Here is a 16,387-nt window from a genome sequence, read left to right on the forward strand (position 1 = left end):
CTGCTGTCGTACGTCGAGAAGTTGTCCTCTCGGATTTCTACCAGACCTCGCCGAGAACACGCATCGCGTTGCCGCCGATGACCTTCGCAATGTCCTCGTCGCTGTAGCCGTGTTCGACGAGCCAGGCCGTGATGTTCCAGAAGTTCTCACCGGGGTTCTCGAGACCCTCGACGTACTCGACGCGCGGGTGCTTCTCATGCTCCGGCGACTTCTGCGCGTAGTTGCCCGCATAGGCCTTGTGCACGGCGACGTGGTCTCCGAACATCGTGTCGGGGCCGAACGAGACGTGATCGATGCCGACGAGGTCGACGCAGTAGCGGAAGTGGTCCATGACCGAGTCGATCGAGTGCGTGAGGTGCTCGGACGAGATCGTGGTGTGCGGAGCCGCCTCCAACCCGATGAGCCCGCCGCGCTCGGCGCACGCGATGATGGTCTCGTCGCTCTTCATGCGGTCGATCGGCCAGACGGCGCGCGCACCGGCATGGGTGATCATGACGGGTACGGCCGAGTGGTCGATCGTCTCCAGGCAGGTCCGGTCCCCCGAGTGCGAGATGTCGATCAGCATGCCGAGCTTGTTCATGCGATCGACGGCCCGACGACCGAAGGTGGTGAGGCCGCCGTCCGCCGGCTCCGAGAGGCCGGAGCCGAGCATGTTCGACTGCGAATAGGCGATGCCGAGCTGACGAACGCCGAACCCGTACAGCATGTCGATGCGGTCGAGTTCGTTCTCGATCATGGTGGAGCACTCGAAGCCCGCGATCAGTGCCACCCGCCCGTCGCGCTTGGCGGCGTGGATGTCGTCCACGCTCGTGGCCAGCCGGACGTAGTCCTGTTTGGCGAGGTCTGCGAGGCGGAACCCGAGCGCATAGATCATGTCGTCCCACTTCCAGCCGCTCTGACTGGTCACGCAGGATGCCCCCGCCATGAAGTTGTCGATCACGGCGGTCAGCCCCGAACGTGACAATCCCTCGTAGCCCGTGCGCTGACGGCCGGTGCGGTTGTACCGCCGTACCTGGTCGCCGTCTTCGGGCAGCACGATCGCGTGCTCGTGCAGAGAGAGCACGATGTTCTCGTCCATCAGCCGACGCATGCGGGCCCGCTGCTCCTCATCGAGGTCGAAGGCACGCGCGGGGACGCGATCGACCTCCGCTGCGAGGTCGAAGTGCTGGTAGTCGCGGCCGGCCTCCAGGTAGCCGTACGCCGTGTATCCGGAGTACTGCGGGGCATTGCCTGCGGGGAGGACGGGCGAAGAGGACGAAGAGGACATGACGGTGCTTCCTAGCGTGCGAGGGTGTTCTCGGGGATGAGGGGGAAGTGGCAGGCGACGTCTCGGTCGCCGGATGGTGCTGTGGCCCGCAACGGCGGCGCCTCGCTCGCGCAGACGTCCTGCGCCCGCACGCAGCGCGTGCGGAAGCGGCATCCGCTCGGGGGATCGACGGGGCTCGGCGGATCGCCGGCGAGCAGCGAGCGGCGACCGCCCCGTCGCGTCGGGTCGGGCACGGGGACGGCCGCGAGCAGCGCGTCGGTGTACGGATGGGCGGGGGTGTCGTAGACCTCGGCTCGGTCTCCGATCTCCGCGACGCGCCCCAGGTACATCACGCCGATGCGATCCGAGATGTGACGGACGACGGACAGATCGTGTGCGATGAAGACGTAGGCGAGGCCCAGTTCGCGTTGCAGCCGCTGGAGGAGGTTGACGACCTGCGCCTGCACCGAGACGTCGAGTGCCGAGACCGGTTCGTCGCAGATGATGACCTCCGGTGAGAGCGCGAGCGCACGCGCGATCCCGATGCGCTGGCGCTGCCCGCCGGAGAACTGGAACGGGTAGCGATCGAGGTGGTCCGGGTTGAGACCCACCAGCTCCGCCAGCTCCGCGATCCTCGGCTCACGTCCGCCCCGCGGCGTCACCTCGGGATGGATCTGGAATGGCTGGAGCAGCGTCTCGCGCACGGTGCGGCGCGGGTTGAGCGAGGAGTAGGGATCCTGCAGCACGATCTGCACGCGTCGGCGCATGTCGTCGCGCTGCGCGCCCCGCAGGCGGTGCAGGTCGGCCCCGCGGAAGCGCACCGCACCGGAGGTGGGCGTCTCCAGGCCGACGATCGTGCGCGCCAGGGTCGACTTGCCGCATCCGGACTCGCCGACGATGCCGAGCGTCTCACCCTTGCGCAGCTCGAAGCTCACGCCGTCGAGCGCGCGCACCACGCGTCCTCCGCCTCCGAATCGGCCGCCTCGCACCGGGAAGTGCTTGGTGAGGTCTTCGACCGTCAGCACCACGTCATGCTCGTCCACTGAGCACCTCCTCACGTCGATGGCACGCCGAGACGCGCCCGGTATCGGCGCCGACGGGCCGTGGCTCCGGCCGCTCGGTCGCGCAGATGTCGATCGCCGCGTCGCAGCGGCCGCGGAACGCGCACCCCTGACCGAGGTCGAGCAGGTTCGGCGGAGCGCCGGGAATCGCCCACAGCACGTCGTCGTCGCGGTCGGGGCGCGGCATCGAGCGCAGCAGACCCCGCGTATAGGGATGCGCAGTCCGCTCGAACAGCTCGAAGATGGTGCCGCGCTCGACGATGCGGCCGGCGTACATCACCGCGACCTGGTCGGCCACCTCGGCGACGACGCCGAGATCGTGCGTGATGAGGATGAGGGCCATGCCCGTCTCGCTCTGCAGCTGCACGAGGAGGTCCATGATCTGCGCCTGGACGGTCACGTCCAGTGCGGTGGTCGGCTCATCGGCGATGAGCACCTTCGGTTCGAGGGCGATCGCGAGCGCGATCATGATCCGCTGCCGCATCCCGCCGGAGAACTGGTGGGGATAGTCCTTCGCGCGCTCCGCCGGCGAGGGGATGCGCACACGGCCCATGAGCTCGACCGCCCGCTCCCACGCCGCCCGACGACTCATCCCCCTCCGCACACGCAGCAGCTCGGCGATCTGGCCGCCGACGGTGTACACCGGGTTCAAGGCCGACAGCGAGTCCTGGAACACCATCGCGATGCCCTCGGCGCTCACGGTACGACGCGCGGCAGGATCCATCGTGAGCAGGTCCTGCCCCTCGAACAGGATCTCGCCCGCCGACACCCGCCCCGGTGGGGTCTCGATCAGGTTCATGACGGTCTGCGCCGTGACGGACTTGCCCGACCCCGACTCGCCGAGGATGGCGAGCGTGGTGCCGGCCGACACCTCGAAGGTCACGTCCTGCGCTGCCCGCACGACACCATCGCGTGTCGTGAACTCGACGCTCAGACCGCGCACGCTCAGCACCGGATCGCTCAGCACAGGAGCGCTCATCCGCGCACTCCCGCTCTGTGCAGGAAGTCGCGCACGACCGCCTGGAACTTCTCGGGCTCCTCCAACTGCGGCGAGTGCCCCGACTCCTCGAACACCACGAGCTCGGCGCCGGGGATGCGATCGACGATCTCCTGCGAGGCGGGGACGGGCGTGCGCCAGTCGTGCCGTCCCACCACGACGAGGGTCGGACACGCGATCTCCCCCAGCCGCGGAAGGAGATCGTACTTCGGCATGTTCACCCCGAACGCCGCGTTGTGGGTCGCGTGGTGGTAGGTCGTCGCCCTCGCCTTGCGCTCGGTGGCCTCCGGGTCGTACGCGTGGTCGTAGAGGGGCAGGATGCCACGCCAGTACCGCTCGAATTCGGCGTCGTCGGCGAAGTGCCCCGTCCCGATCCGCGCGATGGTCCAGTCGTCGATCACGACCCTGTCGGTCTGGCGCGCCCGTTCGACGGCCAGATGGTCGTAAGCGGTGTTGGCCGCGGTGTCGCGCAGGATGAGCGCGCTCACCCGCTCCGGGTGGGCGAGCGTGTACTCCATCGCAAGGAAGCCGCCGTAGGAGCCCCCGGCCATCACGATCGTCTCGAGACCGAGGCTTTCGCGGATCGCATCGATGTCGGCGACCCATTGTTCGTGGGTGTACGGCGGTTCGTCCGCGGATTCGCCCGATCCGCGGGCATCGAACGTGACGATCCGGTAGTCGTCGCTGAAGGGTCCGAACGAGCGCACCGGCTCCGCACGGGAGCCCAGGCCCGGCGCTCCATGATGCACGATGATCGCCGGGGCATCGTCGTCCCCGAGGATCTGCAGCTTGATCCTGGCGCCGTTGACGGTGTCGAAGTACTCGCTCATGCGATCGTGTTCTCCTCGAGAGTGCGCGGATATCTGGTGAGGCGCTCCGGACCGTCTGCGGTCACGAGCACCGAATCGGAGATGCGGTAGCCGGCGTGGCCGGGGATGTAGATCCCCGGCTCGCTGGAGAGGATCATCCCCGGGGCGAGCACGGTCGGGTCCCCGTCCTCGACCCACGGGGCCTCGTGCTGGGCGATGCCGATCCCGTGGCCCTGTCGGTGGCGGATGTACCCGCCAAGACCCGCATCACGGATGACGTCGAGGCACTCGGTGTTGACGGACGCGCAGGTGCGACCGACCGTCATCGCCTGCGTGCCGATCTCCTGTGCCCGCAGCGCGACGTCGAAGTATGCCCGCTGCGCGGCCGAGGGCTCCCCGATCACGAACGTGCGCTCGCTCTCGACGAACCGACTCCCGACGGCGGCGCCGAGCGACAGGATCAGCGTGTCGCCGATCTCGAGTCGGCGTCGGCTGGGCAGCCCGTGCGGACGTGCCGCATTCGGCCCCGCGTACACGAGTCCCCCCGCGAGCTTCGTGGTGTAGATCACGTGCGAATAGCGCTCGTACATGCGGTCGGTGCCGAACCCGATCACCTCGCGGGCGAGGTCGCCCTCGGTGGGCAGCGGTCCCCGGATCGCAGGGCCCCCTCGATGAGCGCCCGTCCGGCTCCGAGCATCTCGTCGCACACCTCGGCCGCCTGTCGATGGAGCTCGATCTCCTCGGGTTCCTTCCGCAGCCGCAGGTCGCTCAGGATGCGGGTGCGGATGAAGCTGCTCGCGGGGAGGGCATCCACCAGTGCCGCCCGTGCCCCGATCGTCAGGGCGCCGCTCACGCCGATCCGTGCCAGCGGAGTCCCGCTCTTCGCCAGCTCGTCGGCCAGGTGCTGCTCCGGCGTTCGCACACCCGGGTACTCGAAGTAGGTGCGGATGTCGGCATGCACGCCCTGTGCTGCCGCGTACTCCGCGTCCAGCTCCGGCAGCAGCGCGAACCGGGAGCCGTCGCGACCGAACCAGAGATAGACCGGGCGTTCCGTCACGGCGTAGAAGAAGCCGATCAGGTAGGCGACGTCGCCGGGCACGGTCACGATCAACCCGTCGAGCTGATCCTCGGAGAGACGCGCGCGCACGCGATCCTGGATGCGCTGGTAGAAGTCGTCTGCGAGCTTCATCACACACCTCTCAGGCGCGGGTCGCGCGAGTCGTTGTAGCGGATGCCGGCGATGGTCGCGGCGAGCACCAGGACGAGGATCGCGAGCGAGGGGAACAGGGTCTGCCACCACGCCGTCGCGATCACCCCGGACCGCTGCGCATTGAGCAGGATGCGCCCCCACGACCAGGTGCTGGGGTCGCCCATGCCGAGGAAGCTCAGTCCGGCCTCGGAGATCACGGCTCTGGCCGCCTGCAGCAGAACACTGACCACGACGAGGGGCATGACTGCCGGGAGGATCTCGGTGGAGAGGATGCGGATCGGACCAGCCCCGAGCACCCGCGCCCCGTCGATGTAGGGCATCGACGACACGACCAGCGCGTTGGAGCGGATGAGCCGGGCGACTTCCGCCCACGAGAGCACACCGATCACGACCGTGAGGGTCAGGACGCTCGGCCCGGCCAGCGCGGTCACCAGGATCATGAGGGGCAGCAGCGGGAGCGAGAGCATCACGTCGGTCAGCGTGGTCACGATCGGGTCGAGTCGTCGGACGTAGGCCCCGATCAATCCCAGCGCCGTGCCGATGACGATCGCGATCACGGATGCCGCGGCCCCGACGATCAGGCTCACCCTGGTGCCCCAGACCACTTGGGCGAACACGTCCTGCCCGAGGTCGTCCGTACCGAACCAGTGCTGCGCGGACGGGGGCTGGAGGATGTCGACGCCGAGCCCGCTCGGCTTGTCGACGATCATCGGTCCGAAGATCGCGGTCAGCGCGAACACGACGAGCACGCCGACCGAGAGCCATCCGGATGGCGACGAGAAGTAGCCTCCGCCGCGACGTCGGCGGCGGGTCAGGGCGTCGAGGTTCGTCGGCGCGGGAAGTGTGGTGCTCATGTGCGGATCCTGGGGTTGAGGAACATGGCGATGAGGTCGGTGGCGAGGTTCGCCAGGACGACGGTGAGGGCGAGGATGACGAAGGCGCCCTGGAGCATCGGGTAGTCGAGCTGCTGAACCGACTCGTAGATGAGGCGTCCGACGCCCGGGTAGGCGAAGATCGTCTCGGTGAGCACGGCGCCGCCGACGAGCGTTCCGAGCTGGAGGCCCATCAGCGTCAGCGCGGGGATGAACGCGTTGCGCAGCGCGTGCAGCCAGGTGGTGCGGCGTGGCGTGTATCCGCGTGATCGCGCGCTCTTGATGTAGTCCTCGCCGAGCACCTCGAGCATGTTGGTGCGGAGGGTGAGCGCGTACGGCCCGACCTGCACCAGGACGAGCGAGAACAACGGCAGCGCCAGATGCTGGAACAGGCTCAGGTAGGCGGCGACCCCTCTGGTGTCGGGGTCGATCGCGCCACCGATCGGGAACATGCCCAGGTTCGCGGCGAAGACGACGAGCAGGAAGATGGCGACGCTCGGCACGAACAGCGCATTGCTGGTGATGCCGAGGAACTGCACGAGCTTGTCGACCGCCTTTCCGCGCCCCACGGCTGCGTACACGCCGAGCGGGATCCCGATCAGGATCGTCAGCACGAACGCCGACCCCGCGAGCAGGAGCGTCCACGGCAGCCGCTCCAGGAGCACGTCGGTCACGGGGACGAGCTGCCGGAACGAGACACCGAGATTCCCGGTGAGCAGCTCGCCGAGATACAGCAGGTACTGCACGAGCAGCGGCTTGTCCAAGCCGTACTGCTCGCGCAGCGCCTGCTGCATCTCCGGGGTCATGTCCCCCTCCACGACGAGGAGGGTGGGATCGGCCGGCAGCAGCCGCAGCAGGAAGAACGTGATGGTCACTGCGATCCAGATGGTGAGCACCGCCCGCAGGGCCTTCTTCGAGGCGTAGTGCAGCATGCCGTCCCTTCCTCCTCGTCGTGTTCTGATCGATCGACCGGGTCAGACCGGTCGGACCTGCGCCAGCGAGTAGCCGGTCACCATGCCGAGCAGATCGCTCGGCGACGGGTCGAAGCCCTCGAAGCGGTCGGAGCGGTAGGCGAACCGGAACGTCTCGACGTACAGCGGGGTCAGCAGCGCCTGATCGTGGACGTACTCGTCGATCGCGCGGATCTTCTCCCCGAACGCGTCCTTGTCGACCGTCACCGCGGCGTCGTCGATCAGAGCGTCGAGCTCGGCGTCCTGCACCAGGTTGTAGTTGATGCCGCCGGGGTTCGACGAGAGATAGGTGCTGCGCAGCTGGTCCATCGGGTTGTCGAAGACGCCCCACTGCGAGAGGTCGATGTCGTACTGGCCGTCCTTGGTGCGCGAGAGGAAGGTGTTGCGTTCGATGCACGCGACGGTCAGCTCGATACCGGCATCCACGGCGTCCTCGCGGACGACCTCGGCCACTCGGGTGAGGTTGGCGTTGGACTGGTCGCAGAGCACCTCGAACGACAGCCCGTCGAGCATCCCGTCGCCGTCGGCGTCGGTGTAGCCCGCGTCTTCGAGCAGCGCCTTCGCGCCGGCGGGGTCGAACGGATACGCCTCGAGGTCGGGGTTGTCGAACTCCCCGAAGATCGGCGAGATCGGACCGACCATCTCCTGGCCGTCTCCCTGGAGGATCGTCGAGATGATCGACTCGGTGTCCACCACCATCGACAGCGCCTGGCGCACCGGTTGCTCGGCGAGGGTCGCGTTCTGCATGTTGTAGGTGAGGTGGGCGAAGCCGAGGGATCCGACCTCCTGCATGGTGATGTCCGCTTCGGGCTCGAGCGAGGCCGCAGCAGATGCGGGGACCGGAGTGCCCATGAGGTCGATGTCGCCGTTGCGCAGCGCCAGGATCATCGTGTTCACGTCGGGGTAGACGACGTATTCGACCGTGCCGACCGCGGCGCCGCCCTCAGGCGCGTAGGGGTAGTTCTCGTTCGCCTTGAGCACGTACCGCTGGCCGCGCTTCATCGAGTCGAGGACGTACGCGCCGGCGCCGACCCAGCCGTCGGCCTGATCGTTCGCGAAGGTGCTGAGGTCGCCGGCTTCGCTGAAGATGTGCTCGGGGACGACGCGCATCCAGAATCCGACGCCTTCGGCGAAGGGCGCGTACGGCTGGGTGAGGTGGAAGATCACCGTCGTGTCGTCGGGGGCCTCGATCGATTCGACCCAGGTGAGCTTCGCGGCGACGTTGCCGAGCTGGTTCTCCATGATCGCCTCGGCCGTGAACTTCACGTCGGAGGCGGTCACCGGCTCCCCGTCGCTCCACTCGAAGTCGTCGCGGAGCGTGTAGATCACGGTCGCGCCGTCGTCTTCGAGCGTGTACTCCTCGGCGAGTTCCGGCACCTTCTCCGCGTTGCCGTCGATGCGCAGCAGCTGCGGGTACATCGCGTTGAGGATCCAGCTGTCGGTCTTGGACAGCGAACCGAGCGGGTTGAAGTTCGCGACGTCGGTCGTGGTGCCGATGCGGAGCGTCGATGCTCCGGCCTCGGTGTCGGGCTGTTCGCCCTGGTCCTCGTTGAGGCCGCAGCCCGCGAGGAGGAGCGCGGCCGCGGCGATGCCCGCAACGATTCCCGTGCCTCTGTATCTCTTCATGTGTTACCAGACCTCTTTCAGAACTCGCAGAATGTTCGTGCCGATGACTTTGCGGATGTCCTCGTCGCCGTACCCGTTTTTGACGAGCCAGCCGACGATGTTCGTGAAGTTCTCCGCGGGGTTCTCCAGGCCCGCGACGTGAGAGACGCGCGGATGCTCCACGTGTCCGTGTGCCTGACTGATGGTCAGGTGGCCGGAGAAGGAATCGTGGAGCCCGACGTGGTCTCCGAAGTTCGTGTCGGGGCCGAAGGCCACGTGGTCGATGCCGACCAGGTCGACGCAGTAGCGGAAGTGATCCATCACCGACTCCAGCGAATGCTCGGGGTGCTCGGCGGAGAGCGTCGTGTGCGGGGCGGCTTCGATGCCGATCACTCCGCCCCGTTCGGCACACGCGATGATGACCTCGTCGGGCTTCATCCGGTTGGTCGGCCAGACGCTGCGCGCACCGGCGTGCGTGATGAACACCGGCACGGACGACTCGTCGATCACGTCCATGCTGGTGCGGTCGGAGGAATGGGAGATGTCGATGGCGAGACCGAGTCGGTTCATGCGCTCGACGGCTCGACGTCCGAAGCTCGTGATCCCGCCGTCCTGGGGCTCTGCGAGTCCGGAGCCGAGCTGGTTCGCCATGGAGTAGGCGATGCCGATCTGGCGGATCCCGAGACCGTAGAGGATGTCGAGTCGGTCGAGCTCGTTCTCGATCGCGGTAGCGGCTTCGAGCCCCGCGACGAGGGCGATCCGACCTGCGGCCTTCGCGTTCTCCAGGTCGGCGACGGTCCGGGCGACGACGACGTGATCCTGCTGCGCGACGTCGGCGAAGCGCAGGCCGATGTCGAACACGACGTCGTTCCACTTCCACCCGTTCTCACTCGTGACGCAATTGGTGCCGTTCATGAAGTTGTCGAAGAAGGCGGACATGCCCGATCGCGCGAGTCCGGCGAACCCCATGGCGTTGCGCCCCGTGTGGTTGTACTCACGCAGTTGATGCGGGTCGGCCGTGAGGATCTTGGGGTGCTCATGCAGTGAGATCGCATGCTCGTCGGAGAGAAGGCGGGCGACCCGCTGCACCTGATCGGGGTCGAGCCCGAGCTCATACGCCGGAACGCGGCCGAACTCCTGCGCCAGGGCGAAGACGCGGTAGTCGACGTGCGGCTCCAGATAGTCGAAGGAGGTGTATCCGCGATAGTTGCCGCTTGGCTCTTGCATGTGTCTCCAGTGGTCGGACCTCTTACCTCTCCGACTATAGGGACGCCGAAATGCGCCGTCGAGAGTCACATGCACTTCGTAACACGGTGGTTACAAAGACTGGAGGTCCTACCTCTAGGCGAACAGATCGCGGTTCGCGACGCCGCGCGTCACCCGCGGCGGAACAGACGACGTCGCGGCGGGCGCGGCTCGGGTGCCGACACGGACCGTCCTGCGCGGCGCGCCGCCCAGGCCGCCACTTCGGCGTCGACGTCACGAGGAGCCGTCACGACGGGCGGGCCGCCCTGGAGCTGGCGGCGCGCCTCGCGCACCCGCCGATTGAAGTCCTCCAGCACGTCTCGCACGTCCGACTCGCGTCCGAGCAGGTCGAGTTGGTCGTTCAGCTCCCGATCCTCCGCACGCAGCAGGATGGCGGGCGGTCCGAGACCGGTCAGGTTCTCGGTCTCGATCTTGCGGCGGATCCACCAATCCGGGTCGTGGTGGGTGCCCAGTCCTTCCAGAGGCTTGCCTGCGCCTGGCAGGTCGTCGAAGTCGCCGCGGCGGATCGCCACCTGGATGGCGGTCTCGATGAAGGCGGCGCGATCGACAGCCGCCGCGATCCCCGGCGCGACGCCCGTCTCCTCGTCGCCGACCGCACTGTCGCCGTCCGCGCTGTCGCCGCTCCGCCGGTTCGCGAGATACCGTGCTGCGGCGTCCCTGGGGTCCGTCATGATGCACCTCCGTGGCATCCGAGCTCTTCTCCACCCTACGACGACGCCGGCAGTGCAGGATCGACGACGCCGGCAGTGCAGGACCGACGAGGTCGGCCCCAGGTCATAGGCTCGGAGGATGACCGCGCGCACCTCCCTCAATCGAGAGATTCTGCGTCTGGCGGTTCCCGCGCTCGGCGCGCTCATCGCCGAACCCGCGTTCCTCATCGTGGATGCCGCGCTCGTCGGACATCTCGGCACGACTCCGCTCGCGGGCCTCGGCATCGCGGGGGCGGTGCTGCAGACGATCGTCGGACTGATGGTCTTCCTCGCCTACTCGACGACTCCGGCGGTCGCCAGACGGTTCGGCGCAGGCGAGCCGGGTGCCGCGGTGTCGGTCGGCGTCAACGGGATGTGGCTGGCGCTCGGCCTCGGCGCCGTGCTCGCCGCGATCGGCGCCGTCTCCTCCCCTGGCTCGTCTCGCTCTTCGGTGCGAGCGAGGCGGTGGCCGCCCAGGCCAACGAGTATCTCGTCATCTCGATGTGGGGCCTGCCTGCCATGCTCATCGTCTTCGCGGCGACCGGTCTGCTGCGCGGCATGCAGGACACGATGACGCCGCTCTGGATCGCCGGACTCGGCTTCGGCGCCAACGCCCTGCTCAACTGGCTGTTCATCTACGGACTCGGCTGGGGCATCGCCGGATCCGCCGCCGGAACGGTGACGGCGCAGTGGGGCATGGTCGCGGCCTACGCGCTGGTGATCCGCCGCCTCGCCACGCGCCACAGCGCCTCGCTTCGTGCGCAGCGCGCCGGGATCCGCAGCACCGCCACATCGGGTGGCTGGCTGTTCCTGCGCACCGTGAGCCTGCGCGTCGCTCTGCTCGCGACCGTGGGCGTGGCCACCGGCATCGGCACCGATGAACTCGCGGGGTGGCAGATCGTGTTCACGATCTTCTCGGCCGCGGCCTTCGCGCTCGACGCTCTCGCGATCGCCGCGCAGGCTCTCATCGGGAAGGAACTGGGTGCCGGCGACGAGCAGCAGGTGCACCGGGTGCTCGCTCGCACGGTCGCGTGGGGCGCCTGGTTCGGCGTTATCGTCGGCGCGATCATCGCTGCGCTGTCCGGGCTTCTCGGGATCATCTTCACGGGTGACGCCGAGATCGCGACGCTCGTGCAGCCGGCACTGCTCGTGCTGGCGGTCGCCCAGCCGATAGCCGGCGTCGTCTTCGTGCTCGACGGGGTGCTGATGGGCGCGAACGACGCTCGATACCTGGCGATCGCCGGCGGCCTCAACCTGGTGCCGTTCCTTCCCGCGCTGTGGATCATCGCCGCGACCGGCGTCGACGGCGGTGCCGGTCTCGTCTGGCTCGCGGTCGCATTCTTCGGCGTGTATCTGCTCGCTCGGCTGGCCACTCTGGGCTGGCGGGTGCGCTCGGGACGCTGGCTGGGAGCACCCGCATGACCCCTGCGCAGGAGTGGCCGGGAGACGCCGCCACGGTCACGCGATGGGTGCGGGCCTCTCTCCGTCCCGAGGAAGCGGAGTTGGAGGTGCGCGGGCTCGCCGACGTGCGGGTCTCGTGCGAGGTGGCCGGCGACGACCTCGAGCACCTGACGCTCGATGCGAGTGATGTCGAGCTGCGCGTGCGTGCCCCGAAGAACGGGACGGCGTCGTCCGCCGCCGCGACGACGCCCTCGGAGACCCCCGCCGTCGTGCATCGACGCCGGGGCACCGCGCGCACGCTGCGCGTGACCGCACGGCCCGTGCGCATCGAGGGCGTCCCTCTCACGATCGATGCCCAGGTGCACGACACCCCCGTCGAATGGCTCGTCTACGCCGAACCTGCTGTGGCGGGCCGCCCCGAGAGCCGCTTCGGCATCGAGGTCGTCGAAGAGGGCGCCGGGATGCGCGGCTCCCTCCTCGCCTCTCTGGGCGCCGCCGATCTGACTCCGTTGCTGACGAGGGTCCTCCGTCCGGCGGTGCAGGCGGGCGGAATGCGCCTCCGACGCGTCAGGGCGCACGTGGCGCAGGACGGTGCCGACGGCATCCGCGTCGACGTCGCGGCAGGCGTGCGCTGGCGGGTCCTTCCCGCGTCGGCCCGCGCGACGGTCCGTGTCGGCCTCCGCCCCGACGGTGTCATCACGGTGCGGGACATCCGCGTGTCCAGCGGCAATCCGGTGATCGCGCTCGCACTTCGCGCGGCACGCAAGCCCATCCGGGCCGAGATCGGCCGCTCCCACGACCTGAACGAGATCCTCGGCCTCGGGAGCTCGGCTCCGCGCCTGCACGACGTGCGCGTCACGATCGACGACGACATCACGATCACGGCGCGTCTGGGCTGAGTGTCTCTGCACCGATTCTGATCAGAACGACTTCTTCACACCCGCCGGTTCCCGCGGAATACTACCCCCGCCGCCCCTGGCGTCCTCGACGATGATCGAGAGACACTGAAGGGATGCTGGGGATGACGGAACCACAGGTCTGGACCCTGATCGGCGTCTTCGCCGCGGGGATGTTCGGCACGCTCACACTCATGTCGACGATGTTCCTGCGCACGATGCAGAACGGATTCGACGGGGTGCGCACCGAGATGCGCAACGAATTCGCGAGCGTGCGGACGGAGTCGGCCAGCGAGTTCGCCGGCGTGCACACCGAGATCCGGGCGATGCACGAGCGCATCGATCATCTCGATCGCGATGTCAGTGCGATCTATCGCCACATCTTCGGTATCGACCGCGGCTGAACTCAGGCGATCTCGAGTTCCGCGATCACGATCTTCTTCATGTGCATGAGCGCCTGGATCTGCTCCGGCCGCTGCTGCAGGAGGTCGAGACCTGCGGGGACGACCTGCCAGCTGACGCCGAACCGGTCCTTGCACCAACCGCACGCCTCGGCTTCCGGAACCGCCGACAGCGCATTCCAGTAGTGGTCGATCTCGTCCTGGTCGGCGCACTCGATCATGAACGACACCGCCTCGTTGAAGGTGAATGCCGGGCCGCCGTCGATGCAGCCGAACCGCGTGCCGTTCAAGGTGAACTCGCCGTTGATGACCTTCCCCGACATCCCCTCGAAATGCTCGCTGAGGTTCTCGTCCGGGTAGCGGGTCACCTGGTCGATCGACGAGTTCGGGAACACCGAGACGTAGTACTCCATCGCCTCCTGCGCCCGGTCGACGAACCAGAGATAGGGACGGATGGGTGTGACGCCTGCCATGTCGGCCTCCTCGATCGGCACTCACGCTACGCCGAGGACCCGTGGCTGTCGAGGGGTCCGGTCGCTCAGCCGGCGTACCGTCGACACCACTCGTACATGATCACGGCGGCTGCGGCACTCGCGTTGATCGAGCGCGTCGATCCGTACTGGGTGATCTCGATGTGAGCAGACGCGGCGGCGAGCGCCTCTGCCGACAGCCCAGGCCCCTCCTGGCCGAACAGCAGCACGCACCGCTGCGGAAGATCGGCCCTGTCGACCGGTACGGCGCCCTCGACGTTGTCGACCGCGATGATCGGAAGGCCCTCAGTGGCGGCCCACGCGGCGAACGTCTCGACGTCGTCGTGGTGCACGACGTGCTGGTAGCGGTCGGTGACCATGGCGCCGCGCTTGTTCCACCGGCGACGCCCGATGATGTGGACGGTGTCGGCGAGGAACGCGTTGGCGCTGCGCACGATCGACCCGATGTTCATGTCGTGCTGCCAGTTCTCGATCGCGACGTGGAACGGATGCCGCTGCGTGTCGAGGTCGGCGACGATCGCCTCCATCCGCCAGTAGCGGTAGCGGTCGATCACGTTGCGGGTGTCACCGGCCGCGAGGAGCTCAGGGTCGTACTGCTCCCCCTCGGGCCAGGCCTCCTCACCTCCGGGCCATGGCCCCACGCCGTAGCCGGGCTGGGCGGTGGATCCGACGGCCGGCTCTTCCCGCGGCTCGGTGTTCCGGCTCTCCGGTGCGGCGTCATCCATCCCGCCAGGCTATCGCCGCGACTCCCGCAGGCCGCACCGGAAGGAGGCGGCCTGGGGATATTTAGGTACACCGAAAAATACGGTACGGTTTCGGTGTGCCTAAAAATAACGCGCTTCCGCTGACGACCCGGGCCGCCGGTCCTGCCGGCGCCCCGCGCAGCCTGTGGCTGCTCGGACCGGCGCTCGTGGCCGGCGTCGCCTATCTCGACCCCGGCAACGTCGCCAGCAACATGACCGCGGGCGCGCAGTACGGGTACCTGCTGGTGTGGGTGGTCCTCGCGGGAAACGTGATGGCATGGCTGATCCAGTACCTTTCCGCGAAGCTCGGCGTCGTCACCGGGCAGAGCCTTCCCGAGGTCCTGGGTGCACGACTGACACGCCCGTGGGCACGCCGCGCATACTGGCTGCAGGCCGAGCTCGTGGCGATGGCCACCGACCTGGCTGAGGTCATCGGCGGCGCGGTCGCCCTGAACCTGCTGTTCGACGTCCCCCTGCTCCTGGGCGGTCTCATCACCGGCGCGGTCTCGATGGTCCTGCTCGCCGTGCAGAGCCGTCGCGGCGCGCGTCCGTTCGAGTTCGTGATCATCGGGTTGATGGCCGTGATCACGATCGGCTTCGTCGCCGGAGTGTTCGTGGCTCCGCCCGACCCGGCAGGAGTGCTCGGCGGGATGGTGCCTCGCTTCGAAGACACCGGTTCGGTCCTGCTGGCCGCCTCCATCCTGGGCGCGACGATCATGCCGCATGCGATCTACGCACACTCCTCACTCGCCCGCGATCGGTTCGGCGCCACCACCGCTCACCTCGGCGACGAGGCGGCACGCACCGACACGTCGCGCATCCGCCGCCTGCTCACGGCCACGCGATGGGACGTGTCGATCGCGATGGTGATCGCCGGCAGCGTCAACCTCTGCATCCTCCTGCTCGCCGCGGCCAATCTCGCCGGCGTCGAGGGCACCGACTCGCTCGAGGGCGCGCACGCCGCCCTCGCTGCCGGGCTCGGGCCCGTCGTCGCGACGTTCTTCGCCGTCGGGCTGCTCGCCTCCGGCCTTGCATCGACCTCGGTCGGCGCCTACGCCGGTGCCGAGATCATGCATGGACTCCTGCACGTGCGCATACCGCTGCTCGCCCGACGACTGGTCACCCTGATCCCCGCGCTCGTCATCCTGGGCATCGGGTTCGATCCGACGCTCGCGCTGGTGCTCAGCCAGGTGGTGCTGTCGTTCGGCATCCCCTTCGCCCTGATCCCCCTGGTCGTGCTCACCGCCCAGCGCCGGACCCTCGGCCCGTGGGTCAACCGCCGCGGGACCACCGCAGCCGGGGTGCTCGCATCCGTGCTCCTGATCGCTCTGAACGGAGCGCTGCTCTGGCTGGTGCTGACCGGCGCCTGAGCCCGGATAGGCTCGACACATGTCTGCCGAGAGCGCCCGCCGCAACGTCCGCATCCTCACCTGGATCGGCCTCGCGACCGGCGTGATCGGCGGCCTTCTCGTCGCGTTCCCGAAGGTCATCGGCGCAGGCAGCCCGTGGGTGCAGCTCGCGCTGGGCGTCGCCACCCTCGTGCTCGCCTTCCGCGCCCGCAAGGTCGGGATCGCCGAGATCGAGGGGTTCGACGGCCGGCTCTCGCTGGCCGCAGCTCTCCTCGGCTTCCTCGTGCTGTTCTTCGCCGGTCAGGCTGCGTACGGCATGCTCGCCGCCGCGACGAACTGATCCGACCCTCGGGTCCCCCGCGTGGGCCCGCGAGCACACC

The 16,387-nt window shown here is 68.3% G+C and carries 17 protein-coding genes and 1 pseudogene; 5 read left to right on the forward strand and 13 right to left on the reverse strand.

Translation table 11 applies throughout. The features are described from left to right. Positions 1 to 37: 37 nt before the first annotated feature. From K1X59_RS18720 to K1X59_RS18765, 11 genes are all read right to left on the reverse strand, one after another. Positions 38 to 1,267, reverse strand: coding sequence for a dipeptidase (locus tag K1X59_RS18720; RefSeq protein ID WP_183151149.1), 1,230 nt, complete (start codon positions 1,265 to 1,267; stop codon positions 38 to 40). 11 nt (positions 1,268 to 1,278) lie between these two features. Continuing rightward, positions 1,279 to 2,289 (reverse strand): ABC transporter ATP-binding protein, encoded by a 1,011-nt coding sequence (locus tag K1X59_RS18725; protein ID WP_183151150.1) that lies wholly within the window; start codon positions 2,287 to 2,289, stop codon positions 1,279 to 1,281. Continuing rightward, positions 2,276 to 3,286 carry an ABC transporter ATP-binding protein gene (locus tag K1X59_RS18730; protein ID WP_183151151.1) on the reverse strand — a complete coding sequence of 337 codons (1,011 nt, stop codon included), beginning with the start codon at positions 3,284 to 3,286 and terminating at the stop codon, positions 2,276 to 2,278. Before K1X59_RS18730 ends, K1X59_RS18725 begins: the two co-directional genes overlap by 14 nt. Beyond that, a complete protein-coding gene (locus K1X59_RS18735; RefSeq protein ID WP_183151152.1) occupies positions 3,283 to 4,134 on the reverse strand; it encodes an alpha/beta fold hydrolase in 852 nt (283 codons plus the stop codon). The genes K1X59_RS18730 and K1X59_RS18735 overlap by 4 nt, the downstream gene beginning before the upstream one ends. Beyond that, positions 4,131 to 4,727 carry a Xaa-Pro peptidase family protein gene (locus K1X59_RS22035; RefSeq protein WP_258566937.1) on the reverse strand — a complete coding sequence of 199 codons (597 nt, stop codon included), beginning with the start codon at positions 4,725 to 4,727 and terminating at the stop codon, positions 4,131 to 4,133. The genes K1X59_RS18735 and K1X59_RS22035 overlap by 4 nt, the downstream gene beginning before the upstream one ends. Next, positions 4,724 to 5,302: an aminopeptidase P family N-terminal domain-containing protein gene (locus tag K1X59_RS22040; RefSeq protein ID WP_258566938.1), complete on the reverse strand. Its 579-nt coding sequence runs from the start codon at positions 5,300 to 5,302 to the stop codon at positions 4,724 to 4,726. Before K1X59_RS22040 ends, K1X59_RS22035 begins: the two co-directional genes overlap by 4 nt. Beyond that, complete coding sequence (locus tag K1X59_RS18745; protein ID WP_183151153.1) at positions 5,302 to 6,177, reverse strand: ABC transporter permease; 876 nt, start codon at positions 6,175 to 6,177, stop codon at positions 5,302 to 5,304. The genes K1X59_RS22040 and K1X59_RS18745 overlap by 1 nt, the downstream gene beginning before the upstream one ends. Then, the gene (locus K1X59_RS18750) at positions 6,174 to 7,127 is read right to left on the reverse strand and encodes an ABC transporter permease (protein ID WP_183151154.1); all 954 of its coding nucleotides are present in this window, start codon (positions 7,125 to 7,127) and stop codon (positions 6,174 to 6,176) included. The genes K1X59_RS18745 and K1X59_RS18750 overlap by 4 nt, the downstream gene beginning before the upstream one ends. A gap of 42 nt (positions 7,128 to 7,169) precedes the next feature. Beyond that, positions 7,170 to 8,792 (reverse strand): ABC transporter substrate-binding protein, encoded by a 1,623-nt coding sequence (locus K1X59_RS18755; protein ID WP_183151155.1) that lies wholly within the window; start codon positions 8,790 to 8,792, stop codon positions 7,170 to 7,172. Between the two features lie 3 nt (positions 8,793 to 8,795). After that, positions 8,796 to 9,998, reverse strand: coding sequence for a dipeptidase (locus K1X59_RS18760; RefSeq protein WP_183151156.1), 1,203 nt, complete (start codon positions 9,996 to 9,998; stop codon positions 8,796 to 8,798). Between the two features lie 149 nt (positions 9,999 to 10,147). Then, entirely contained in the window at positions 10,148 to 10,708 is a 561-nt protein-coding gene (locus K1X59_RS18765) for a DUF1992 domain-containing protein (RefSeq protein ID WP_183151157.1), read from the reverse strand. 118 nt (positions 10,709 to 10,826) lie between these two features. Here K1X59_RS18765 and K1X59_RS18770 point away from each other — a divergent pair. From K1X59_RS18770 to K1X59_RS18780, 3 genes and pseudogenes are all read left to right on the forward strand, one after another. Beyond that, a pseudogene (locus tag K1X59_RS18770) lies at positions 10,827 to 12,148 on the forward strand (MATE family efflux transporter). Next, positions 12,145 to 13,026 carry a hypothetical protein gene (locus K1X59_RS18775; protein ID WP_183151158.1) on the forward strand — a complete coding sequence of 294 codons (882 nt, stop codon included), beginning with the start codon at positions 12,145 to 12,147 and terminating at the stop codon, positions 13,024 to 13,026. The pseudogene K1X59_RS18770 and the gene K1X59_RS18775 overlap by 4 nt, the downstream one beginning before the upstream one ends. Before the next feature lie 122 nt (positions 13,027 to 13,148). Continuing rightward, entirely contained in the window at positions 13,149 to 13,427 is a 279-nt protein-coding gene (locus K1X59_RS18780) for a hypothetical protein (RefSeq protein WP_183151159.1), read from the forward strand. A gap of 2 nt (positions 13,428 to 13,429) precedes the next feature. Here the strand turns inward: K1X59_RS18780 and K1X59_RS18785 are convergent, their stop codons facing one another. Continuing rightward, complete coding sequence (locus K1X59_RS18785) at positions 13,430 to 13,897, reverse strand: VOC family protein (protein WP_183151160.1); 468 nt, start codon at positions 13,895 to 13,897, stop codon at positions 13,430 to 13,432. A 65-nt stretch (positions 13,898 to 13,962) separates the two neighbouring features. Then, positions 13,963 to 14,640, reverse strand: coding sequence for a TrmH family RNA methyltransferase (locus K1X59_RS18790; RefSeq protein ID WP_183151161.1), 678 nt, complete (start codon positions 14,638 to 14,640; stop codon positions 13,963 to 13,965). Between the two features lie 119 nt (positions 14,641 to 14,759). On the opposite strand from K1X59_RS18790, the gene K1X59_RS18795 reads away from it, so the two are divergent. Continuing rightward, positions 14,760 to 16,028 carry an Nramp family divalent metal transporter gene (locus tag K1X59_RS18795; protein ID WP_183152895.1) on the forward strand — a complete coding sequence of 423 codons (1,269 nt, stop codon included), beginning with the start codon at positions 14,760 to 14,762 and terminating at the stop codon, positions 16,026 to 16,028. 19 nt (positions 16,029 to 16,047) lie between these two features. Beyond that, the gene (locus K1X59_RS18800) at positions 16,048 to 16,347 is read left to right on the forward strand and encodes a hypothetical protein (RefSeq protein ID WP_183151162.1); all 300 of its coding nucleotides are present in this window, start codon (positions 16,048 to 16,050) and stop codon (positions 16,345 to 16,347) included. The last annotated feature ends 40 nt before the right edge of the window (positions 16,348 to 16,387 follow it).

It is taken from the genome of Microbacterium sp. Se5.02b (assembly GCF_019464375.1).
Classification (GTDB): Bacteria; Actinomycetota; Actinomycetes; order Actinomycetales; family Microbacteriaceae; genus Microbacterium.